Genomic DNA, 21,987 nt, shown 5'->3' on the forward strand with positions numbered 1-21,987 from the left:
AGGCCGTGCGAGAGAACGAGGAGGTGGTACCCGTGAACGCGGTATCGACATGGGTGCTCTCCTCCGGGGTCACGGTCGGGCGATAGGTCGTCCGGGAGCGCCGCCCACGCGCGCTCCCGAAAGGCACGACCATGCGGTTCACTTCCGAACAGCGCCTCGACGACGGGGTTCTCGAACGCGAATTCACCCTCGGCGACATCCCCGGCATCCTGTGGACGTCCGGATCCGCACCGGCCCCGCTGATCCTGATCGGCCACAACGGCGGCCTGCACAAGCGGGAGTCGCGCCTGGTGGCCCGAGCCCGGCACTACGCCGCCCGGTACGGCCACGCGGTGGCCGCCATCGACCACCCCGGACACGGCGACCGGCCCCGATCCGCCGCCGGCGAACAGGCCCGTGCCGACCTCCGCCGGGCGATGGCGGCCGGCGAACCGGTCGACGGGATCCTCGAATCCTTCGTCGCCCCGCTGGTCGACACGGCGGTCCCGGAATGGCGGACCACCCTGGACGCACTCCTTTCACTGCCCGAGATCGGCGGCCCGGTCGGGTACTCGGGAATGACCGCCGTCGGCATCAGGCTGGCGGCGGCCGAACCGCGCATCTCGGCCGCCGGCTTCTTCGCCGGTGGCTACGTGCCCCGCGCCCAGCGCGAGGAGGCCCGGCAGGTCACCGTTCCCGTGCTGTTCCTGTTGCAGTGGGACGACGAAGGGAACGACCGGCAGCGAGCACTCGACCTGTTCGACGCCTTCGGCACCGAGGAGAAGACCCTGCACGCCAACATGGGCGGGCACGCGGGCACCCCGTGGTTCGAGGTGGACGACGGAGCCCGGTTCTTCGCCCGGCACCTGAAGTGACGCCGCCCCTGCGGGTCCGCGACGTCGACGGGAGCGGCCCGGTGCTGGTCCGCCGGGCCGACCGGACGCAGATCCGGCACGTCGCCTTCAGCCCGGACGGGCGGCGACTGGCGACCGGCGGCCAGGACGGCACGGTGCGGGTGTGGGACACCACCGGCCGGGCCGCGCCGACGGTGCTGCGCGGGCACGGCGGGCTGCCGTTCGCCGTGGTGTTCACGCCGGACGGCCGGCGCCTGGTCAGCGCGGGCGACGACGGCACCGTCCGGCTGTGGGACCCCGACGGGTGGACCCCGCCCGTCGTACTGCGCGGGCACCGGGGGTTCGTGTGGCACGTGGCGGTCGGCCCGGACGGCGAGTGGATCGCGAGCACCGGCAAGGACGCCACCGTACGGATCTGGCGGGCCGACGGCACGACCTCCGAACCGCTGGTCCTGGAGGGTTTCGGCGCGACCGTCGAGGCCCTGGCGTTCCTGCCGGGCGCGCGGCTGGTCAGCGCCCACGGCGACGGCACCGTCCGCCGGTGGACCTGCGCCGCCTGCGTCCCCGTCGAGCGGCTCCTCACGGCGGAGGACCCCGACCGGCCCGGCAGTGGCCGACCGGTGTCCGGGCACCGGTCGGACCGGCCGCGACGAGGCCCACGGCGAACCGGGCCCGGTCGGGCAGCGGATCGTCAGGACGTGGGCACGAAGTCGGGCGGTGGGCGGACACCCGCAATCGGCCAATTGCTTTCGGCCACCCAAGGATCGCGACTGAGCATTCCTGGAAACTTCCTGCACCCCTGAGGTGTTTATCCCTCACTCGCCCCGGCCGCGCCGCGGAAGAGGCGCATGAACCGGCCGTCCTGAACAAAGCCACGGGTTTACCGGGCGGGGACGCATCCCGCCAGGGCAGGCATTTGAGCCATTGCCACACCAACGACTGATTCGCCTTGATAACGGCGGCGCTGTGGGCGTCCCGGCCTCGGGAGCAAGCGGGCCGGGCGGTTTCGTCATTGCCCGTATCAGTGAACTGGAAGACCGCTTCGGGCCCGCTTCGGGTTGATGCATATGCGGGAAAACGCTTTCCCCCCGGCCAACCGGGAAGATTCGGGATGGGGAATTACATGATGCTCAAACCGCCCAAGCCGGGGATAAACTTGATCGTCTCCAGGTGGATCTCGAACGGGCCGGTCATCTGCCGGCGCTCCCGTTGTCGAGACCAATTCCAGCACACTCGTACTGCATCGTTGACACGGCTGGGGACATCACTCAGACTGAAATCCGCTCCACCGCCGGGGCCGCAGGGGCAACTCTGGATTCCGGATTATGCGAAACCCGGGAGCGATGCGCCACTGACCTGCGGTGATGCCGGGTGATGTTTCCGCACGGCGAAGTGGGGCAACAGGTGAAAAGCGCTGACATATATTCGACCTGATTCACACGTGCATTGATGAATGTTCATCGGTTCAATTCGCGCCCCACTCGCGCGGCCGGAGGAGAATCGCGGTGACCGCACACGTCACCTCGTCCGCCGGTCGCCAAGGCGTCGCCGAGTGTGGTGCGAACCATGGTATTGCCAGTTGTTCGGCAGCAGGTTTCTTTCCTGGAATCGACCCTTTCTCGGGTCTGCCGATACCACCTCGACTTCGAGGAGCATCTGCAGAAAGCGTCAGGTGCGGGATTGTGGGGCAGCCGCACCGTTCAGGAAGATGAGATGGAAAATGACCGAAATGATGGGCAGGTCGTTATCTCCGGTCGAGGCGCTCCGCTCGACGCCGGAGGAGGACAGGGTCGCCGACTTCCGGGCGAAGGTGCGGGCCGCAGGGCAGGAGTGGACCGGTGACGAGCCGGACGAACTGGTTGAGCTGCTGACCGAGGCGGCGGCGGGTGATCCGGGGCTGGACGCCATCGTGCGTGCCGGGGGCCGCCTGTTGCAGGACTTCCTCGACGGATATCAGCAGAAGACCGCCGCGGAGGGTTCGCGTGATGTGGCGGGCGACCTCGCCGACGGTCATCCGCTGCCCGCGGACGTGTTCGAGGGGCTCACCCCTCGCTACCTGATCGCCGTGGTGAGGTTCGCGGAACCCGGCCGCCAGGTGGAGGCGTTGCGCGCGGTGGCGGGGGAGAACGCGCTGCTGACGCACCGGGACGGCAACGTCGTGCTCTTCATCCCGGCGGCAGGTCCGGGCAGCGGCGACCGCTCGGTGACGAAGCTGACCCGGTGTCTCGGCGGCAGAGGCTGGCTCGCGACCGCGGAACGGGACAGGGCGTGCCTCGGCGACGGTTTCAACGAGGCGTCGTACGTGCTGAGGCTGGTGGTGGCGGGACTGCGCCCGAGCGGTGCCTACACGATCTCGGACGTGCTGGTCGAGTACGCGGTCACACTGCACGAGAAGGTGCGGACCGATCTCGCCGCGGTCATCAGGCCGCTGCGGGAGCACAAGGTCCTGTGGGAGACGCTGACCGCCTTCGTCGACTGCGACTACAGCAGGAACAAGGCGGCCCGCAGCCTGTTCATCCACCGCAGCACACTGGACTACCGCCTGAGGCGGATCGGCGATGTCACCGGCTGCGACCCGACCACCGGCAGGGGCGCCCAGATGCTGACGGCGGCGATCGTCGCCGAGGCCGTGCAGGGATGACCAGATGTGCTCAACGGGCAGGCCGGTGCGACCGGTTGCCGTTCTTTGATGAGTTCTCGGACGGTTCTCCGCGAACTGCGGAAAATCGGGGCTGAGCCACGACGAGCCCCGCACGGGCACCTAGCATGCGTTCTCCCGAGCGGAGAACCTTGAGGGCTGAATGGACTGGTTCGATTGAGTGGATCTAACAGGTGGGTTGTGCTCGTCGGCTCGTTCGTGGCCTACATGTTCGACGCGCTGGAAATCCTGCTGCTGTCGTACACGCTGCCCGCGATCCGTGCCGATCTGGGACTCACGACGACCGAGGGGGGCATGCTCGCCACGGCGACGTTGCTCGGGATCGGGGTGAGCAGCGTAACCGTCGGCTGGCTCGCCGATAACTACGGCCGCAAACGGGCGTTGATGCTTTCGCTCGCGGTGTTCGGCGCGTTCACCGCGGCGATCCCGTTGGTCGACAGTTTCGCGGTGTTCCTGCTGCTGCGTTTCGCCGCGGGGCTGGGACTCGGTGGGGTCTGGGGAGCGGTGTCGACCTACGTGGTCGAGACGTGGCCGGCGGCCCAACGGGGCCGTGCGGTCGCGTTCGTGCTCAGCGCGTTCCCCGTCGGCGGGGTGATCGCCGCGGCGATGTCCGGTGCGTTGCTGCCGGACTGGCGGCTGTTGTTCTTCCTCGGCGGGGTGGGCGTGCTGATCCCGCTGGTCTTCGTCGGACTGTTCTTCCGTGAGTCGGCCGAGTGGGTCGCGCAGAAGACCACACCGGTGAAGGTGACGGAGATCTTCGCGCCGGAACTGCGCAGGAACACTCTGCTCGCCACGATCGTGGCAACGCTCGCGATGTTCGGTGCGTGGGGAGCGTCCACGTGGCTGCCGACCTACCTGCAGAGCGACAAGGACATCCCGGCCGCGACGGTCGCGATGTTCATGACGGTGCTCAACCTCGGGATGTTCGTCGGTTACAACGTCTTCGGGCTGATCGCCGACCGCATCGGCCGCAAGAACGCACTGGTGCTGTCACTGGCCGGTGTGTCGCTCACCCTGCCGCTGTACGTGGTCGCCGCCGACCGTACGACGTTGCTGTGGCTGGGTCCGATGTTCGCCTTCTTCGCCGCCTACGCGGGCGTCTTCGGCGTGTACATGGGTGAGTTGTTCCCGACCAGGGTGCGGATGACCGGTGCCGGGTTCTGCTACAACATCGGGCGTGGTGTGTCCGCCTTCGCGCCCCTCACGCTGGGTGTGCTGGCCGTCAACACGGGTTTCGGTGCCGGTCTGCTGGTGTGCGCCGGCTTCATGGCGTGCGCGGCGATCGTCATGACCTTCCTGCCCGACCCGCGGGACGCGACCCGGCTGCGGGCCTCAGCCCCGGCCTCGGTGGCACGCGGCTGACAGTCGGCCGCCGACGCGGGGGGAAGCCGGTGGCGAAACCGGCGTTCGACGATCGGTCGAACGCCGGTTTCGCGTACGGACAACCCGCACGTGTGCCTCAGTTCCGGTTCACCGAAGGGTTGTCGCCGGTCCGCCACAGGTAGCTGCGTACCGAGAGCGACGCGGCGCGCATGGCCGCGCGGATGTCGTCGAGGTCTTCGCCGGCGAGCTCGCCACGCGCCGGGGTGAGCGTGGGCAGCATCAGCCTGGCCGCCTCCAACAGGCACAGCGTCGCGTCCAGTTGTGCGCTGGCCGGCAGTCTGCTCAGGTCCTCGTACAGCGTCTGGATCAGGGCGTCCGGTTCCGCCGGCGCCGCCGTCCCGGTATCGCGCGCGAAGTTCGTCACGGCCGCTCCTCGAAGCCGCTCCACGGTGGATACAACACTGGGTCCCCTCCCCGGGGCTGGATGCGCGGGAGCTGATGATCTTTCATGTCGTGGCTCGTCGGCCAACCCTCATTCCCCGGCATGCGTCAACACAAACGGGACCAGAATTCCGCAAAATTCGGAGGGAATTCTGAGGCGGGCGGAAACTGACGGGTTGCGACGGCGCGACAGTGACAAGCAGTGAGGGGTCTGCCTAGGATCTTATTCAAGCACTTCTCGCTCTGCATTTCTTCGGTTGCGGTCCTGGCCTCGTGGGCTGTACGGAATGGATGGGTGCCATGGATAATGACCAGAATGGCTACGAAGTGTCCCGGTCGGCCGGCGGCTGGGTTCTCAGCTCGGTCCAGGCCAGGATCCTGGAGGGCGTCGCGGCCGGCTTCTCCAGTCGGCGGCTTTCGAGAGAGTTGTACCTCAGTTCGAAGGCCATCGATTATCACGTGGGCGTCATGTCCGACAAGCTACAGGCGCCGAATCGTGTCTCGTTGGTTTCGAGGGCGTTCGTCCTCCAGATTCTGCGAACGGATTCCTGGCCCCCGCGCATCGCGTCCGAAACAGCGGATTGACGCCCGGTGGTCCGCGGGATCGCGATCGGATCGGCACGCCGTACTGTTCCGGCGCGAGGTCGATGACGGCTGTCGTCTCCCGGCGTACATCGGCACACAGAATCCACGACTCGGCCGGCTCGGCAGCCGGACTCGAATAGGCCCTCGGTGCCACTCGCCGGCCATCATTCCGCAGATGAGTCCGATCCAGGCCCTGCTTCGCCTTCTTTGGGATTTTTCCTAAAGTCGAAGATGCGCACCCCGTGTCGTTGACACGCCCAGGGTCGCCCTTCAGGATGGAATCCAATAGCTGCCACCCAATTTCCGGGTGCCTCAAGATTCCGCATCGTGAGGGCGGCTATGAATGTCGAACGAGGCGCTGCTGCGGCAATAAACTCGGATCAAGGCTGCGGCCCACTCGTGCCGTGAACCACGAACGCATGACGAGCGCAGCGCAACGACCGAAGCAGGCCATTCGCCAATGTCGTCGGCATCCGAGCTCTGGAGGAGTGACCGTGTCAAATCTGGATGAACTTTCAGGTTCACCTCAGACAGCGCTGGAGCCTCAGGACGAGGTAAGAATAGTTGGCCAGTACTACGACGACAAAACGGCCAGGCTTGTTCGCAAATACGGGCCTGGACCCAGAATTCACTATCACGTGGGTTACTACCCCTCCTCAGCGACGCCGCTGAATGTTCACGAGGCGACGCCGGATGACATCCGCCGCAGCATACGGCTTCACCAAGAGGGTCTGCTGCGTTACGCGGCCAAGGTCTGGGGCGCCGAACACCGGCTCTCGGGCAGAATCCTGGACGTCGGCTGCGGTCTCGGCGGGGGCTCGCTGTTCTGGGCGCAGGAATACGGCGCCGACGTCACGGCGGTCACCAACGCGCCGGAACACGCCCCGCTGGTCGAGGGGTTCGCGCGGGAAAGCGGTGTGGGCGGCAAGGTCCGCCCACTGGTCTGTGATGCCATGCATCTCCCCCTGGACGGCCCCTACGACGCGGCAGTCGCCATCGAGAGCAGCGGGTACTTCAACCGTCCTCAGTGGTTCGAGCGTCTGGCGCGCGTGCTCCGTCCGGGCGGGAGTGTGTGCATCGAGGAAGTATTCATCACACGCCCGCACGGTGCCGATGTGTGGGCCGAATACTTCTACACCAAACCGGCCACGGTGCTCGACTACGCGGAAGCCGCGCGGGCCGCGGGTTTCAAACTGGTCGATGACGTCGACGCCACGTCGGAAACCCTGCCGTTCTGGGAGGAGAGTGCCGCCTGGACGAAGGCGGTACTGGACAGTGACAGCAGCCTTTCAGCGGTGGAACGCAGGCAGCTGAGGATATCGCTGATGGCGAATCAGGCGCTGGGCGCCGAATGGCAAGCAGGGGGCTTGCGGCTGGGTTTCCTGCGTTTCGAACTGGAGTGAGCAGAGAGCGCGGTGGCGGATTCTCGGGGTCCTCGCACCACCTGACGGCTCACCTGGATGTCAGTGGTCGCCGGTGGACCACGCAGGCGCTCGGCTGGGGTTGCCCAGCCGGGCGCAGCGGGTTTCCGCCCGCTTTCGGCGCCGACTTCCCGTCACCTTCACAACGATACGGAGTTCCTCAATGACGATCGAGCAGTTTCCCGCTCCCAGCGACGTCGCCCACATGTACGACGGGATCGGCCAGATCTACGGTTCCGCGTGGGGCCCCAACAAGCACTACGGCTACTGGGAGAACGACGCCGACGACAGCTCCATCGAGGAAGCCACCGACCGCCTGACCGACATGATGATCTCGGGCATCGCCGCGCGGGCCGGCCAGCGGGTCCTGGACATCGGCTGCGGCATCGGCCATCCCGCGCTGCGGCTCGTCCGCGCGTGCGACGTGGACGTGTTGGGCATCTCCGTCAGCCATGTCCAGGTGGCGCGGGCCAGGGAACTCGCCGCCGAGGCCGGGCTCGCCGACCGGGCCACGTTCCAGTTCACGGACGCGATGAACATGCCCTTCCCCGACGGCTCGTTCGACGCGGCCTGGGCGTTCGAGTCCATGTGGCACATGCCCGACCGCGGCCAGGTGCTCTCCGAGGCCGCCCGCGTCCTGCGCCCCGGCGGCCGTCTCGCCGTCGCCGACGTCATCGAGCGCGGCCCGGTCAGCCCCGAGGGGCGCGTGGTCCTGGACCACATCTGCGCGAACTACGCGGTGAGCTCCCTGGGCACCATCGACGAATACCGGACGGCGCTGGCCGCCAGCGGTTTCGTCGACGTGGAGATCCATGACATCAGCGACAACGTCTCCCGTACCCTCGCGGTCATGGCCGACGCCGTGGAGACCGTCCACGACAAGCTGGCCGCGCTGGTCGGCGAGGAACAGGCCACGTCGCTCATCGACTTCATGCGTCTGTCCGCGGTCACCCCGGAGAGCGGCTACCTCTTCCTGACCGCCGTCCGCGCGTGAGCGCGGGCGACCGTCCTCGGTGCTCCGTTCGGCGTCCCACGGCGTAAGGCCCGCGTCGTCACGCCCTGACGCGGGCCGAGCACGCCGGGCCGGCCCCGTCCGGCGCGGCGGCCGGGTCACCGGCAGGCGCCTCACCAGTCCGACAAGCCGTGACGGCCCGCCGGTTCAACCGGCGGGCCGTCACGACATCCCGGGGCGGGCCGGCGTACTGACCGGCCGTACCTTCCGTGCCGTCGGACACATGAGTCAGACGAGTCCCGCAGATGCCGATGTGCCGTCCGCATCTCCCGACGACCGCCCGGATGCCCGTTCCCCCTGCCGCACCCGCAACTCGGTCAGCGCCCGAAGCGGAAACACCGGCCGGTGACGCGGCGGCGGCCCCGGTGCCAGAGTCAGCTCCGGCATCGCGGTGGCCAGGGCCTGGATCGCGACCTCCAGTTCCAGGCGGGCGAATCCGGCGCCGAGGCAGAAATGGATGCCGTGCCCGAACGCGAGATGCGTGGCCGACCCACTGCCCGGACTGAACCCGGCGGGACACGCGTGGGAGTCGCTGTCCCGGCCGGCCGCCCCGTACAGCAGAAGGAGCCGGCTCCCCGCGGGCAGGTGGACGCCGCCGACCACGACGTCGTGGACCGCGCTCCGGTACATGCCCGCCAGCGGACTGTCGAAGCGCAACCCCTCCTCGACCAGTTCCCGTACGGCGATCGTCCCGTCGACCACCTCGGCCCAGCCGCCGGGTGACCGGAGCTGCTGGAAGAGGATCGTGCCGAGCGCCTCGGCACAGGTCATGTGCCCGGCGAAGATCAGTGTGGGGATCTGGACGGCCGCCTCGTCGGCGGTGAGCGTGCGGCCCCCCTTGCCGTCGTGGAGCAGTTCGCTGATCAGGTCGTCCTTCGGTGAGACCAGCCGCTCCTGCGCGAGCGATCGGGCGAACGCTCCGAACTCCATCAGCCCGCGGGCGTATTCACGCAGCTGGTCGGGATCGGTGTACTCCTGCAACATCATGAGTTCGATCCGCTGCTCGGACCACAGGCGCAAGCGGTCGAGGTACTCGTCCGGGATCCCGAGGCGCCGGCAGATCACCTCCAGGGCGTACGGGACGGCGAACGCCGTGATGAAGTCGAACTCCTCCGCGACCGCGGCCCGCTCGGCGATGTCCGTGGCGATCGCACGCATCGTGGGTTCGAACGCTCTGACCCTGGCCGGCGTGAACCCGATGTTGAGCACTTCCCTGACTTTGGTGTGCTCGGGAGGGTCGAGCGAGCCGACGGCCAGCGCGCCGGCACCGCGCCAGGTGCGGAGCATCCGCTTCACGTCCTCGGGCAACGCGACCGAGGAGCGGGGGTTGTGGTCGCGCGCCGAGAAGTTCCGGTCGTCCCGCAGCACGGCGACCATGTCCTCGCGCCGGGTGACGCACCACGCGTCGAGCAAAGGGGCGTAGAACACCGGCTCCGTCTCTCCGATGTCGGCCAGAAACGAATACGGGTCGTCACGATGGGAGCCGTACGGGTCGAACGGCCTGCCTTCGTACAATTGCCCAGAATCAACTGACATGACGATTCCGCCTCTCAAGCTTTCAGCGAACCATTCCCGGTAATGATCATGACGTTGTGTGATGCCGGGGAAGGTCCGGTGTCTCCGCGTCGGCAACCGTCCCGACCGCGTCGGAACGCCCGGCTCACCTTGCCGAACAGGGCATCCGCGCCGGTCGGTGGAGACCGAGTCCTTCTCGGGACGTCCTGCCCGCCGTTGGGCGCCGGCTCAATGGCCGGACTCGAATAGGGTCATGGTGCCACCCGGCAGCCATCATTCCGCAGGTGAGTCCGATTCAGGCCCCGAGCGGCCTTCTTTGGGGTTTTTCCTAAAGTCGGAGATGCTTACGCCGCGTCATTGACACGGCAGGACGGGGTCGTTCAGGATGGCGGTCAGAACGGCCACGCAAATTGCACACCCATGCAGTACGCGCATATCCGGCACGCACATATTCAGCACCGTGATTCTCGGTCGTGCAATGATTTTCAGTCGTGCAATTCGCGGACCTCATGAGCGTGGGTTCCGACAAGAATGGGAAAGGCTTGCGACCGGAGGAGAATCTCGATGAGCGCACTCGACACCTCGTCGACCGGACGCCGAGCCTTCCTGTCGCGGAGGCCGGAGCCGTCCACCGTATCGTCCGTCGTGCGGCAGCAGGTCTCGGCACTGGAGCCGACGCTGGCCCGGATCTGCTCCTACCATCTCGGCTTTCTCGACGAACACGGTGACCCGAGCGGCGCGGAGGGCGGCAAGCTGACGCGCGCCGCCCTCATGACGGCGGCGGCCGACGGAGTCGGCCTGCGGCCGGAGGACGTCCGGTGCCAGGCGGCGGCACTGGAGCTGCTGCACAACTCGACCCTGATCCACGACGACATCATCGACGGGGACGAGCTGCGTCGCGGGCGCCCGGCCGCGTGGAAGGTGTTCGGCACCGGTCCGGCCATCCTGGCCGGGGACGCGTTGCAGGCTCTGGGGCTGCGGATGGTCGTCGACGACCCCGGCCCCGGACGGGCGGAGATCTCCGGCGTGTTCGCCGAGGCCCTCGGTCTGGTTCTCTCGGGCCAGGCTCGCGAGTTCACCGCCCGGTCGGAGCCCGGCACCGGCGTCGCGGAGTACGACCGGATCGTGGTGGAGAAGACGTCCGCCCTGCTGGAGTGCGCACTGGTGACGCCCGCGCTGCGGGCGGGCAGACCGGAGCACGTGCTGGCCGCCCTGCGCGGCGCGGGCAGGCATCTGGGTCTCGCCTTTCAGATCTTCAACGACGTCGAGGACATCTGGGGCGACCCCGCGGTGACCGGCAAGCCCGTCCGGAGCGACATCCTGCGGCGCAACCCGAGTTTTCCGGTGATCGCCGCCCTGTCCGCCGACAGCCCGGCCGGCGAGCGACTGCTCCGGCTGTGGCACGCCGACGGCACCACGGAGGCGCAGCTGCGGGAGATGGCCGACCTGGTCGGGGAAACCGGCGGCCGGTATACGGCCGAGCAGGTGTCCCGGGGCCATCTGGACTCGGCTCTGGAGCACCTCGGACGGGCCGAGTTGTCCCCGGCCGCCTCCACCGAACTGACCCGCTTGTTCGACCGCATCGTCAACCGCACGGCATGACCCGTACTCCCGACAGGGGCGGCAGCCGGATCGGAGCACATGATCATGGCCGTTCCTCGTTCCTCGACGGACACCGGGGCGAGGCGCTCCCGTACGTCCTGAGCGTCCTCGACCAGGTGGTCCGAACCTCGATTCCGGCGGAGGCCGTCAGTGAGTACCCCAGCTCAATTGCCTTTCGAGCAGACGAATGTGCTGCAACTCGCGCCAGGGCTGCGCACGATCCAGTCCCGGGGCGCGGTCCATCGGGTTCGTACCGCCGAGGGCGACGAGGCGTGGCTGGTCACCGGTCACACCTGGGTGAGGCAGTTGCTCGACGACGACCGGCTCGGCCGTTCCCATCCTGATCCGGAGGCCGCGACGAAGGACAGCGGGTCGGCGCTTCTCGCCGGCCTGCTGGGCGGCTTCGCCACCGATCACGCCCGGCTGCGCGCGCTGCTGGAGCCGCACTTCTCACCCGAGCGGATGCTGGCGCTGCGGCCCTACGTCGAGAAACTGACCGGCCGGCTCCTGGACGCACTGGCCGGGCGGGAGCCGCCGGTGGACCTGTGCCAGGCGTTGGCGCAGTCGCTGCCGATCCAGGTGATGTGCGAGTGGCTGGGCGTTCCCCAGGAGGACAAGGAACGCTTCGGCGGCTGGACCCAGGACGCCGCCAACGTCGGGGACCCGGTCAGGTCCAAGCAGGGGCTGGGCGAGTTGTTCGGCTACTGCCGTCAACTGATCGCCGACAAACGGCAGAACCCGGGCGATGACGCGATCTCCCGGATCTGCGCGACCGAGGGGATCACCGACAACGAGGTCATCGGACTGACGGCGTTGTTGCTGTTCGGCGGTTACGAGACCACGGTGGCCCGGATCGGCACCTGTGTGCTGCTGTTGCTGTCCGACCCCGGGCAGTGGCAGGCGCTGGTGCGCGACCCGGGCCTGATCCCCGGCGCGGTCGAGGAAACCCTGCGCATGTCGATGCCGAACCCGCACAACGGCGGCATGCCCCGTTACGCGCTGACGGACTTCGAGATCGACGGGGTCACCATCCGGACCGGCGACTTCGTGCTGCTGAACATCATCGCGGCCAACCACGACGAGACGGTCTTCCCGGACCCCGGCCGGGTCGATGTCACGCGCGACACCACGGCCGGCCTCATGTTCGGGCACGGCGCCCACCACTGCGTCGGCGCGACGTTGGCCCGGATGCAGCTGCGGGTGGTGCTCACCCAGCTCGTCGCACGATTCCCGACCATGCGTCCGGCCGTCGGTGTGGAGGAGCTGGGGCTGCGTCACCACTCGCTGGTCGGCGGGCTGATCCAACTTCCGGTGACATGGTGATGGGATCCTGATGCTGTACAAGATATCCACCGGCGTAGTCACGAAGAGCCCGGACTCCATCCGCGCGTATCTCCTGTTGATGCGACTGGACAGGCCCACGGGGTACGTGCTCTACCTGCTCCCGGGGCTGTGGGCCGTCGTCCTCGCCTCCGGGCGACGACCGGACCCGCTGACCCTGGTGGTCGTCGCCGTCGCCGCGGTGCTGGTGCGTGGCGCGGCCTGCTCGGTCAACGACGTGGTCGACAGGGAGATCGACGCCCGAGTCGCCCGCACCGTGTCGCGTCCCGTCGCGTCGGGAACGATCAGTGTCCGGAACGCGCTCCTGTTCGCGGTCGCGCAGGGCGTGGTCGCCCTGCTGGTCCTGGCCGTGGCGAACGTGGAGACGGCCCTGGTCGCCGGGGCCTCGTACCCGTTGATCGTCGCCTACCCCTACATGAAGCGCGTCTTCTTCTGGCCCTCGGCGTTCCTGGCGCTGGTGATGAGCGTCTACGTGCTGATCGGCTGGACGGCGGCGACCGGGAGCGTCGACTACCCGCTGGCGGTGTACGGCCTGTACGCCGGCGGGGCGTTCTGGACCCTGATTCACGACGCGATCTACTCCCATCAGGACAAGGAGTACGACCGGAACATCGGCGTCAAGTCGTCCGCCCTGCTGTTCGGCAAGGCCACCAAGGCGTGGCTGGCGGTGTTCGTCGTGCTGGGCGTCGGCGGCGTGCTGTGGGCCGGCTCCCAGATGTCGATGGGATGGGCGTTCCATCTGATCGTCGTGCTCGCGGGAGGCTTCCTGTCGTTCCTGGTCGTACGTGTGGACCTGGACGACCCGACCTCGTGCTGGGACACCTTCGTCGCCAACCCCTACTTCGGCTGGATCACTCTCGCGGCCGTGGTCGCCGGGCAGTTCACATGAGGGACGAGCCGCGGGTGACGGATTCGATGTGGCACGGGAGCGGCGTCGACCTGGACTCCTACCTGACCCGGGTGGGCTACCAGGGCGACGTGGCTCCGGACCTCGCCACGCTGCGCGGCCTGCACACCGCCCATGTCGACGCGATCGCCTTCGACAACCTCGACGCGGTGCTCGGGCGCACGGTGATACCGCTGGACCCGGACAGCGTCCAGGAGAAGCTCGTGCGGCGGGGCCGCGGCGGCTGGTGCCTGGAACAGGTCGTACTGATGGCGGCCGTGCTGGACCGCATCGGGTTCACGTTCACGGCGTTCGCCGGCCGGACGCGGAACCGCACCGGGACCAGGTTCGGGCCTGCCCTGCACGTGGCCCTGTGCGTGGAGCTCGACGGCGAACGCTGGATCCACGACGTGAGTTTCGGTGCCTACGGGCCGCACGAGCCGATCCGGCTCGCGGAGAACGCGCGGCTGGACGGCGACTGGCCGTTCGATCTCGTGCGGGAGCCGACCGGTGAGCTCGTGCTGCGGTTCCTGCGGCCGGAGGGACCGGCGGAGCTCTACGGCTTCACCACGGACGTGCGCTATCCGTCGGACTTCGAGCTCCTCAACCACTTCTGCCTCACGCATCCGCGCTCGCCCTTCAACCACCGGTTGGTCCTCCAGCGCACCCGGCCCGACGTGAGGCACCTCCTCGTCGGCGGCACGCTCATGGAACTGCGTCCCGGGCAGCCGGAGACCGTCCGGGAACTCGACAGGGACGAGTTGCTCTCCGCTCCCGAGGAGATATTCGGGATCACCCTGGAGCCGGGCGACGTCCAGGCGCTCGGGAAAATCTTGGACGGTCCATGATGCGTACCTTGCTGCTGGACAACTACGACTCGTACACCTTCAACCTGTACCAGCTGATCGCCGAGATCAACGGCCGGGAGCCCGTCGTCATGGTCAACGACGATCCGGCGCTGGCCGGCCTGCGGCTGGAGGACTTCGACAACATCGTGATCTCACCCGGCCCCGGCAGGCCGCAGAACCCCCGCGACGTCGGCCTCCTCGGTGACCTGCTGCGCCGCACCACCCTGCCCGTGCTGGGCGTCTGCTTCGGCCACCAGCTGATCGCCCACCTGGCCGGGGCGTCGGTGGTCGCCGCGCCCGAACCGAAACACGGACACCTGGCCAAGGTCTCCCACGACGGAGATCCGCTGTTCGCCGGAATCGCGCGTGAGTTCGTCGCGGTGCGCTACCACTCGCTCTGCGTACGGGAGCCCCTGCCCGAGGAACTCGTCGCCACCGCGTGGGCGGACGACGGTGTGCTCATGGCGCTGCGTCACCGCGATCTGCCGCAGTGGGGCGTGCAGTTCCACCCCGAGTCGATCGCCTCCCAGTACGGGCGGGACATCCTGCGGAACTTCGCCGAACTGACCCGCCGTACGCGGCACGGACCACGGCCGTCCGTCACCGACCCCGTCGGCGTCGCCGTATCGTCCGACCACGTGCCCGACGCGGGCGAGGGACTGGGAATCGTGAGCACGGTCGTGCCGACCGCCGCCGATTCCGAGGCCATCTTTCTCGAACTCTTCGACAACACCCCCCACTGCTTCTGGCTGGACAGCAGCCGCGTCGAGGAAGACCTGTCCCGGTTCTCCTTCCTCGGCGACACGTCGGGTCCGCTCAGCGAGGTCCTGACCTACCGCACCGGCAGCGGGTCGGTGGAAGTGCGCGACGCGAACGGCGTCCACACCGTCACCGGCAGCGTGTTCGACGTCCTCGACCGGCGGCTGCGCGACCGGCGCATCCCCACCCCGGATCTGCCCTTCGACCTGACCGGCGGCTACGTCGGCTACTTCGGCTACGAACTCAAGGCCGAATGCGGGGCCACGGCCCGCCACACCGCCGAAACGCCGGACGCCGTCTGGATGTTCGCCGATCGCGTCGTCGCGGTCGACCACCAGGAGGGCGTGACCTACCTGGTGGCCGTCCACGACGAGAACACCCGGCGCGACGCGCACGAGTGGGTGGAACGGACGTCCGCGCTCCTGCGGGGCCTGAACCCGGCCGCCGCCGCGCCGCCGCGCGAACCCGCCGCCGGCCGGCCCCCGGACGCCGAGGAGTACCTCGGCCGAGGCCGGAGCCAGTACCTGGCGGACATCACCGAGTGCCGCCGGCAGCTGAACCGCGGCGAGAGCTACGAGATCTGCCTGACCGACACGCTGCACCTGCCGTTCGACGACGACGACACGTCCTTCTACCTGAGGCTGCGCCGGGCGAACCCGGCACCGTACGCCGCGCTCCTGCGCCTCGGTGACGTCACGGTCTTCAGCTCCTCGCCGGAGCGGTTCCTGCGCATCGAGAGAGACCGTACGGTCACCAGCAAGCCGATCAAGGGCACGGCCCCTCGCGACGCCGACCCGGTGCGCGACGCCGAACTGGCCGCCACCCTCGCGTCGAGCGCGAAGACCCAGGCCGAGAACCTGATGATCGTAGACCTGCTGCGCAACGACCTCGGCCGGGTGTGCGAGGTGGGCAGCATCGAGGTCGACCCGTACCTGGCCGTCGAGAGCTACGAGACCGTGCACCAACTGGTCTCCACCGTTCGCGGACGCCTCAAGGACGGGGTCAGCGCGATGGACTGCGCCCGGCAGTGCTTCCCCGGCGGGTCGATGACCGGGGCACCGAAGCTGCGCACCATGGAGATCATCGACCGCCTGGAGACGGAGGCCCGGGGCGTCTACTCCGGCGCCCTCGGCTACTTCGGCCTCTCCGGCGGCACGGACCTGAACATCGTGATCCGCACCGCCGTCCGCGTCGGCGACCGGCTGACCGTCGGAGCCGGCGGGGCGATCGTCCTCGACTCCGACCCGCACGAGGAGTACGAGGAGATGCTCCTCAAGGCGGCGGCGTCCCTCCGGGCCCGGCGTGCGCCGGCGGTGCCGGACATGGGCGGCTCCACGATGAAGGAGGTTTCCCGATGACCCCGGCCCGTGAAGTGCCCGCGTACGAGCGTGACTTGCTGGAGCAGCTGACGCTCCGCTGGGGGAAGCGCGTGGCCGTCAAGAAGGACGACCTCGACCTCGACGGTCACTTCGACGCGGCCCTGCCGGACTTCCCCGAACACCTCGTCCCCGTGCTCGGCCTGCCGGGCGCCGACCGGCTCGACCCGGACGCGCGCGAGCGCATCCTGTCCGCGGCGTGGATCGCCTACAACGCCAAGACCGCGGCCATCGAGGACGAGATCATCCTGCCGGCCTGCCGGTTGATGCTCCAGGAACGGATTCCCGTCCGCCGCGACGACGTCGCCGTCGACGCGCTGCACCAGACGATCATCGATGAGCACTATCACATCCTGATGTGCCACAACGCCGTCGGCGTCACCCGCAGGCGGCGCGACCTCGCGGACCTGCGCTTCGCGCCCGGCGTCTGGTCCGTCGTCCAGGGACACGACGCGGTCCGCGCCGGGCTGTCCGGCTTCGACCGCGACATCGTCGACATCGCGTTCTCCCTGGCCGCCGAGACCACGATCAGCGGGTTCCTCTCCGCACTCGCCACCGCCCAGGAGATCCAGCCGATGAACCGGATCACCACCGATCTGCACCGGCGGGACGAGAGCGGACACGCGGTGGTCTTCCGCGAGTTGTGCGGCTCGCTCTACCGGAACCTGGACAGCGCACAGCGGCGGATGTTCCGCGAGGCACTCGTCACCGGGCTGACCGCGTTCCGCTCCGCGGACCTGGACCCCTGGGTGACCGTGGCGGCCCGGGGCGGCTTCGAGATCGACACCGGCCAGCTGAGCGAGTGGGCCGCGTCCCGCCCCGTGCCCGCGCGGGACACCGGACCGCTGCAACTGCTGCTCGACGACCTGGGCATCAGCCACGACCTCGTCGAAATGGTCCGGCGCTGACGGCCCCGCGCCGCCCAGCCACGAGAAGCGGACGGAGAGCATGTTGACCCCCACCGGCGAAGCCGCCGCGCACTGGCGGACACTCGTCGCCCACCAGCGGCCGGAGTGGCCCAGCCCGGCCGAGCTCGGCGACGTGGCGGACCGCCTGGCGGCCCTGCTCCCGTTGGTCACGCCGCGGGAGTGCGACACGCTCACCGCACGACTCGCCCGCGCGGCGGAGGGCAAGGCGTTCCTGTTGCAGGGCGGCGACTGCGCCGAACGTTTCGACCGCCTCACGACACCGGCGATCCACGGCAAACTGCGCCTCCTGGAGCGGATGGCCGTGATCCTGGCGTACGCGTCGGCGGTGCCGGTGGTCACGGTGGGCCGGATGGCCGGGCAGTACGCGAAACCCCGATCCCGGCCGACCGAGACCGTCGACGGGCGCACGCTGCCCGTCTACCGGGGCGACGCGGTGAACGGCATCGGCTTCAGCCCGGCCGAACGACGACCGGACCCGGCCCGGCTGCTTCGGATGTACGACGCCTCGCGCCGCACCCTGGACATCATGCGCGACCTCGCCCGCAACGGCACCGACCCGCGTCAACCGCACAAGGAGAACCAGGACTTCGTCTCGCGCTCGCCCGCCGGTGAACGCTACGGCGCGCTCGCCGGCCGGATCGGCCGGGCACTGTCGCGCGAAGACGCGTCCGGCGGCGATCCGGCGCGCACCACGGAGTTGTTCGCCGGCCACGAGGGACTGCTGCTCGACTACGAGGCCGCGCTGACCCGCCACGACCCGCTTACCGGCCGACGGTACGCGGGCAGCGGCCACCTGCTGTGGATCGGCGACCGCACCAGACAGCTCGACGGCGCCCACGTCGCCTACTTCGCGACCATCGACAACCCGATCGCGGTGAAGCTGGGCCCCGCCGCCACGCCCGAGCAGGCACTGGCCCTGACCGACCGCCTCGACCCCGGCCGGCGGCCGGGCCGGCTGACGTTCATCGTGCGCATGGGGGCGGACCGTGTGCGGGACCTGCTGCCGGACCTCGTGGAGAAGGTCACGGCCTCCGGCGCGCCGGTGGTCTGGGTGTGCGACCCGATGCACGGCAACACCTTCGAGGCGCCCTGCGGGCACAAGACCCGGCGGTTCGACGACATCCTCGCCGAGGCCGCCGGCTTCTTCGAGGTGCACCGGGCGCTCGGCACCCACCCCGGCGGACTGCACGTGGAGCTGACCGGCGAGGACGTGACCGAGTGCGTCGGCGGCGGCGCCGGCCTGGGCTTCGACGATCTGCACCGCCGATACGAGTCGGCGTGCGACCCGCGCCTCAACCCGGGCCAGGCACTCGACCTGGCCTTCCTGGTCGCCGAGATGTTCGACCCGGGAGCAACCGCCGCCGTGGCGCCGGACGCAGCGGTGAAGGCCGCCGTCCGGGGCGCACGTCACCACGATTCGCCCGCGTCGTCCGGCGCGTGAAACCGTCAACATCTTCGAGGATGCGCCCATGGATCAGGACTCCACCCTGCTGGAACTGGACGACGCGTTCGTGCAGGACCCCTACTCGGTGTACGCGAAGCTCAGCGCCGAAGGCTCGGCGCACCGGGTGCGGATGCCCCCCGGAGTCCCCACGGTCGGCGGACTGCCGGTCTGGCTCATCACCGGGTACGCGGCGGTGCGCTCCGCACTGGCGGACCCCCGGTTGAGCACCGATCTGACCAGGATGGACAGGCTGTTCGCGCAGAACGTGCCGGACAGCAACAGGCGTGCCGGTTTCTCCACGGCCATCGCCAGCCACATGCTGAACGCCGACCCGCCGGACCACACCCGGATGCGCAAGCTCGTCAGCAAGGCTTTCACGAGCCGCGCCGTCGAAGCCCTCCGGCCGGCGATCGAGCGGATCACCGGCGGACTGATCGACGCCCTCCCGGACGACGACACGGTGGACCTGCTGGACACCTTCGCGTTTCCGCTGCCGATCCGGGTGATCTGTCTGCTGCTGGGTGTGCCGGTCGAGGAGCAGGAGAACTTCAAGTCCTGGTCCGGGGAACTCGTCTCCGGCGACTCCCCCGAAGCGGCTGCCGCCGCCACGACCGAGGTGGTCGCGTACCTCCGCGAACTCATCGAGCGCAAACGCCGCGTACCCACCGACGACATCCTCTCCGCCCTGGTCTCGGCACACGACGTCGACCACCGGCTCACCGAACTCGAACTGGTCTCGACGGCCTACCTGCTGTTCATCGCCGGTTTCGAGACCACCCTCAACGCCCTGGGCAACGGCACGCTCCACCTGATGCGGAACCCGGACCAGTGGGAGGCACTGCGCGAGGACCGTTCCCTGCTCCCCGGCGCGGTCGAGGAGTTCCTGAGGCTGGAGAGCCCGCTGAAGCACGCCTCCTTCCGGTGTGCGACCGAGTCCCTGACCGTCGACGGCGTCGAGATCCGGGCCGGCGACTTCGTCCTGCTGGCGATCGCCTCCGCCAACCGGGACCCGCGGCGCTTCGACGATCCGCACGCGCTGGACGTCCGCAGGCCCACCGACGGCGGCCAGCTGGCCTTCGGACACGGCATCCACCACTGCCTCGGGGCGCCGCTGGCCAGGGTGGAGCTGCGGGTGGCGTTCGACGCCCTGCTCGACGCGTTCCCCGGGATGACGCTCGCGGCCCGCCCCGAGGAACTGAGGTGGCGCAACAGCACGATCATTCGCGGACTCCACGCACTGCCGGTACGGCTGAACCGCCGCTAGCGGCGCCTGAACGACATTGATCGACCGCCGGATTCCAGGCCGCTGTGCGGCGAGAAAGGTGTGGCTGACCACATGCTCATTTGCGGGATCAAGGCATCGCACGACGGCGGGGTCGCCGTCATCGAAGACGGCCGTCTTCTCTTCAGCTACGAGATCGAGAAGCTGAACAACGGCGAACGCTACAGCTCTCTCGGAGACCTGGAGCGCGTGACGGAGATCCTCGCCATGGAGGGGCTGTCGCCCGCCGACGTCGATCAGTTCGTGGTCGACGGCTGGTACACGAAAGACGCCGCGGGCGACACCGCCGTCAAGGTGAACGCCGGTGGCCTGCCGGTACAGCTCCGGGTCGCACCGTACCTGGAGAGCCCCGGCGACGACGGGCCGCTGCAACGTCACACCTTCAGCGGCCATGGTTTCGACAGCTACTCCGGCTACACCCACGTCGCCAACCACCTCATCGGCACGTACTGTTCGAGCCCGTTCGCCGCCAGGGGCGAGGACGCGTTCGTCGTGGTCTGGGACGGCCTCATCACGCCGCGCCTCTACCACGTGCGGGCCGCCACCCGTGAAGTGACGTTCGTCGAGGCCCTGTTGCCCATCCTCGGAGGCAGCTTCGCGGCGTTCTGCTCGCGGTTCGAGCCGTACCTGCTCAAGACCGACGACGTCACGTCGGACACCTACATCCGCCAGCACCTCTCCGTCGCGGGGAAGGCCATGGCGTACGCGGCCAAAGGCCGGGTCGAGACCGGTGCGTTCGCCGTCCTCGACGACCTCATGGCCGAGTTCCGCGACATCTCCTTCGACAAGGTGGGCGTGCTGGGCGACAAGGTCGCCGCGAACAGGGACGAGCTGATGCCGGGTCTGTCCAACGCGGACCTCATCGCCACCTACCAGGCCTACATCGGCCACCACCTGCTCGCGCGGCTCACCACGGCGGTGCGCGGCCACTCCCCGGACGGCGGCCACAACCTGGTGCTCGGCGGCGGCTGCGCCCTCAACATCAAGTGGAACACCGGGATCCGGGCCGCCGGGGTCTTTCAGGAGGTCTTCGTCCCGCCCTTCCCCAACGACGCGGGGGCGGCGATCGGAACCGCGGCCTGCGAGATGTTCCGGCGCGGCCGGACGGCGCTGGAGTGGGACGTCTACAGCGGACCCCGGATCACCACCGGCACCCTTCCGGACGGGTGGCGGGCCGAGCCCTGCGACGAACGGCGGCTGGCCGCCCTGCTGCACACCGAGGGCGAACCGGTGGTCGTCCTCTCCGGCCGGGCGGAGCTGGGCCCGCGCGCGCTGGGCAACCGGAGCATCCTGGCGCCCGCGACCGACGCGCGGATGAAGGACCGGCTCAACGACATCAAGAACCGGGCCGCGTACCGGCCCGTCGCGCCCATCTGCCTGGAGGACCGCGCGCCGGAGGTCTTCGCCCCCGGCACTCCCGACCCCTACATGATCTTCGAGCACCGTATGCGCGAGGGCTGGGCCGAGCGCGTCCCGGCGGTCGTCCACCTGGACGGCACCGCGCGGCTCCAGACCATCGCGTCGACCCAGGACACCGACACCGCGCGTATCCTCACCGCCTACGCGGAGATCAGCGGCGTACCCGTGCTGTGCAACACGAGCGCGAACCTCGAAGGACGGGGTTTCTTCCCCGACGTCGAGTCGGCGGCCCGCTGGGGCGGGACCCGTTACCTGTGGTCCGAGGGGACGCTCTACACGAACCCCCGCGTGGAGTGACGTTCACCCGCCGGT

At 69.0% G+C, this 21,987-nt stretch carries 18 protein-coding genes; 16 read left to right on the top strand and 2 right to left on the bottom strand.

Translation table 11 applies throughout. The features are described 5' to 3' along the window. Positions 1-131 precede the first annotated feature (131 nt). From OG875_RS29705 to OG875_RS29720, 4 genes are all read left to right on the top strand, one after another. Positions 132-854 (top strand): alpha/beta hydrolase, encoded by a 723-nt coding sequence (locus OG875_RS29705; protein ID WP_330177320.1) that lies wholly within the window; start codon positions 132-134, stop codon positions 852-854. Further along, positions 851-1,636, top strand: a complete 786-nt coding sequence (locus OG875_RS29710) for a WD40 repeat domain-containing protein (RefSeq protein ID WP_330177321.1) — start codon at positions 851-853, stop codon at positions 1,634-1,636. The genes OG875_RS29705 and OG875_RS29710 overlap by 4 nt, the downstream gene beginning before the upstream one ends. 917 nt (positions 1,637-2,553) lie before the next feature. After that, positions 2,554-3,474, top strand: coding sequence for a PucR family transcriptional regulator (locus OG875_RS29715; RefSeq protein WP_330177322.1), 921 nt, complete (start codon positions 2,554-2,556; stop codon positions 3,472-3,474). Positions 3,475-3,672: 198 nt separating this feature from the next. Further along, a complete protein-coding gene (locus tag OG875_RS29720; protein WP_330177323.1) occupies positions 3,673-4,854 on the top strand; it encodes an MFS transporter in 1,182 nt (393 codons plus the stop codon). 97 nt (positions 4,855-4,951) lie between these two features. On the opposite strand, the gene OG875_RS29725 is transcribed toward OG875_RS29720, so the two are convergent. After that, positions 4,952-5,239 (bottom strand): hypothetical protein, encoded by a 288-nt coding sequence (locus OG875_RS29725; protein ID WP_330177324.1) that lies wholly within the window; start codon positions 5,237-5,239, stop codon positions 4,952-4,954. A gap of 317 nt (positions 5,240-5,556) precedes the next feature. Between OG875_RS29725 and OG875_RS31090 the strand changes: the two genes are divergently transcribed. The 3 genes from OG875_RS31090 to OG875_RS29735 all read left to right on the top strand — a co-directional run bounded on the left by OG875_RS31090 (position 5,557) and on the right by OG875_RS29735 (position 8,256). Further along, the gene (locus OG875_RS31090) at positions 5,557-5,841 is read left to right on the top strand and encodes a LuxR C-terminal-related transcriptional regulator (protein WP_443079224.1); all 285 of its coding nucleotides are present in this window, start codon (positions 5,557-5,559) and stop codon (positions 5,839-5,841) included. A gap of 494 nt (positions 5,842-6,335) precedes the next feature. After that, positions 6,336-7,244 (top strand): SAM-dependent methyltransferase, encoded by a 909-nt coding sequence (locus tag OG875_RS29730; protein WP_330177325.1) that lies wholly within the window; start codon positions 6,336-6,338, stop codon positions 7,242-7,244. A gap of 181 nt (positions 7,245-7,425) precedes the next feature. Next, complete coding sequence (locus OG875_RS29735; RefSeq protein ID WP_330177326.1) at positions 7,426-8,256, top strand: methyltransferase domain-containing protein; 831 nt, start codon at positions 7,426-7,428, stop codon at positions 8,254-8,256. A gap of 246 nt (positions 8,257-8,502) precedes the next feature. Here OG875_RS29735 and OG875_RS29740 read toward each other — a convergent pair whose 3' ends face one another. Next, a complete protein-coding gene (locus tag OG875_RS29740) occupies positions 8,503-9,789 on the bottom strand; it encodes a cytochrome P450 (protein ID WP_330177327.1) in 1,287 nt (428 codons plus the stop codon). Between the two features lie 564 nt (positions 9,790-10,353). On the opposite strand from OG875_RS29740, the gene OG875_RS29745 reads away from it, so the two are divergent. The 9 genes from OG875_RS29745 (at position 10,354) to OG875_RS29785 (ending at position 21,972) form a co-directional block, all read left to right on the top strand. Further along, positions 10,354-11,391 carry a polyprenyl synthetase family protein gene (locus tag OG875_RS29745; RefSeq protein ID WP_330177328.1) on the top strand — a complete coding sequence of 346 codons (1,038 nt, stop codon included), beginning with the start codon at positions 10,354-10,356 and terminating at the stop codon, positions 11,389-11,391. Positions 11,392-11,541: 150 nt separating this feature from the next. Continuing rightward, positions 11,542-12,714, top strand: a complete 1,173-nt coding sequence (locus OG875_RS29750) for a cytochrome P450 (RefSeq protein ID WP_330177329.1) — start codon at positions 11,542-11,544, stop codon at positions 12,712-12,714. 10 nt (positions 12,715-12,724) lie between these two features. After that, the gene (locus tag OG875_RS29755; protein WP_330177330.1) at positions 12,725-13,621 is read left to right on the top strand and encodes a 4-hydroxybenzoate octaprenyltransferase; all 897 of its coding nucleotides are present in this window, start codon (positions 12,725-12,727) and stop codon (positions 13,619-13,621) included. A 14-nt stretch (positions 13,622-13,635) separates the two neighbouring features. Then, positions 13,636-14,466, top strand: coding sequence for an arylamine N-acetyltransferase family protein (locus OG875_RS29760; RefSeq protein WP_330177331.1), 831 nt, complete (start codon positions 13,636-13,638; stop codon positions 14,464-14,466). Then, entirely contained in the window at positions 14,466-16,583 is a 2,118-nt protein-coding gene (gene pabB / locus OG875_RS29765; protein ID WP_330177948.1) for an aminodeoxychorismate synthase component I, read from the top strand. The genes OG875_RS29760 and pabB overlap by 1 nt, the downstream gene beginning before the upstream one ends. Then, the gene (locus tag OG875_RS29770; protein ID WP_330177332.1) at positions 16,580-17,509 is read left to right on the top strand and encodes an AurF N-oxygenase family protein; all 930 of its coding nucleotides are present in this window, start codon (positions 16,580-16,582) and stop codon (positions 17,507-17,509) included. The genes pabB and OG875_RS29770 overlap by 4 nt, the downstream gene beginning before the upstream one ends. A 40-nt stretch (positions 17,510-17,549) precedes the next feature. Then, positions 17,550-18,971 (top strand): 3-deoxy-7-phosphoheptulonate synthase class II, encoded by a 1,422-nt coding sequence (locus OG875_RS29775; protein ID WP_330177333.1) that lies wholly within the window; start codon positions 17,550-17,552, stop codon positions 18,969-18,971. Between the two features lie 28 nt (positions 18,972-18,999). After that, the gene (locus OG875_RS29780; RefSeq protein WP_330177334.1) at positions 19,000-20,238 is read left to right on the top strand and encodes a cytochrome P450 family protein; all 1,239 of its coding nucleotides are present in this window, start codon (positions 19,000-19,002) and stop codon (positions 20,236-20,238) included. A gap of 72 nt (positions 20,239-20,310) precedes the next feature. Then, complete coding sequence (locus OG875_RS29785; RefSeq protein WP_330177335.1) at positions 20,311-21,972, top strand: carbamoyltransferase N-terminal domain-containing protein; 1,662 nt, start codon at positions 20,311-20,313, stop codon at positions 21,970-21,972. Positions 21,973-21,987 lie beyond the last annotated feature (15 nt).

Source organism: Streptomyces sp. NBC_01498 (assembly GCF_036327775.1).
Classification (GTDB): Bacteria; Actinomycetota; Actinomycetes; order Streptomycetales; family Streptomycetaceae; genus Streptomyces.

Bases quoted from the DNA above. Each gene is read 5' to 3' on its own strand.
- OG875_RS29705 (WP_330177320.1), top strand. From the start codon at position 132: ATGCGGTTCACTTCCGAACAGCGCCTCGACGACGGGGTTCTCGAACGC.
- OG875_RS29715 (WP_330177322.1), top strand. From the start codon at position 2,554: ATGACCGAAATGATGGGCAGGTCGTTATCTCCGGTCGAGGCGCTCCGC.
- OG875_RS31090 (WP_443079224.1), top strand. From the start codon at position 5,557: ATGGATAATGACCAGAATGGCTACGAAGTGTCCCGGTCGGCCGGCGGC.
- OG875_RS29735 (WP_330177326.1), top strand. From the start codon at position 7,426: ATGACGATCGAGCAGTTTCCCGCTCCCAGCGACGTCGCCCACATGTAC.
- OG875_RS29745 (WP_330177328.1), top strand. From the start codon at position 10,354: ATGAGCGCACTCGACACCTCGTCGACCGGACGCCGAGCCTTCCTGTCG.
- OG875_RS29755 (WP_330177330.1), top strand. From the start codon at position 12,725: ATGCTGTACAAGATATCCACCGGCGTAGTCACGAAGAGCCCGGACTCC.
- pabB (WP_330177948.1), top strand. From the start codon at position 14,466: ATGCGTACCTTGCTGCTGGACAACTACGACTCGTACACCTTCAACCTG.
- OG875_RS29770 (WP_330177332.1), top strand. From the start codon at position 16,580: ATGACCCCGGCCCGTGAAGTGCCCGCGTACGAGCGTGACTTGCTGGAG.
- OG875_RS29775 (WP_330177333.1), top strand. From the start codon at position 17,550: ATGTTGACCCCCACCGGCGAAGCCGCCGCGCACTGGCGGACACTCGTC.
- OG875_RS29780 (WP_330177334.1), top strand. From the start codon at position 19,000: ATGGATCAGGACTCCACCCTGCTGGAACTGGACGACGCGTTCGTGCAG.
- OG875_RS29785 (WP_330177335.1), top strand. From the start codon at position 20,311: ATGCTCATTTGCGGGATCAAGGCATCGCACGACGGCGGGGTCGCCGTC.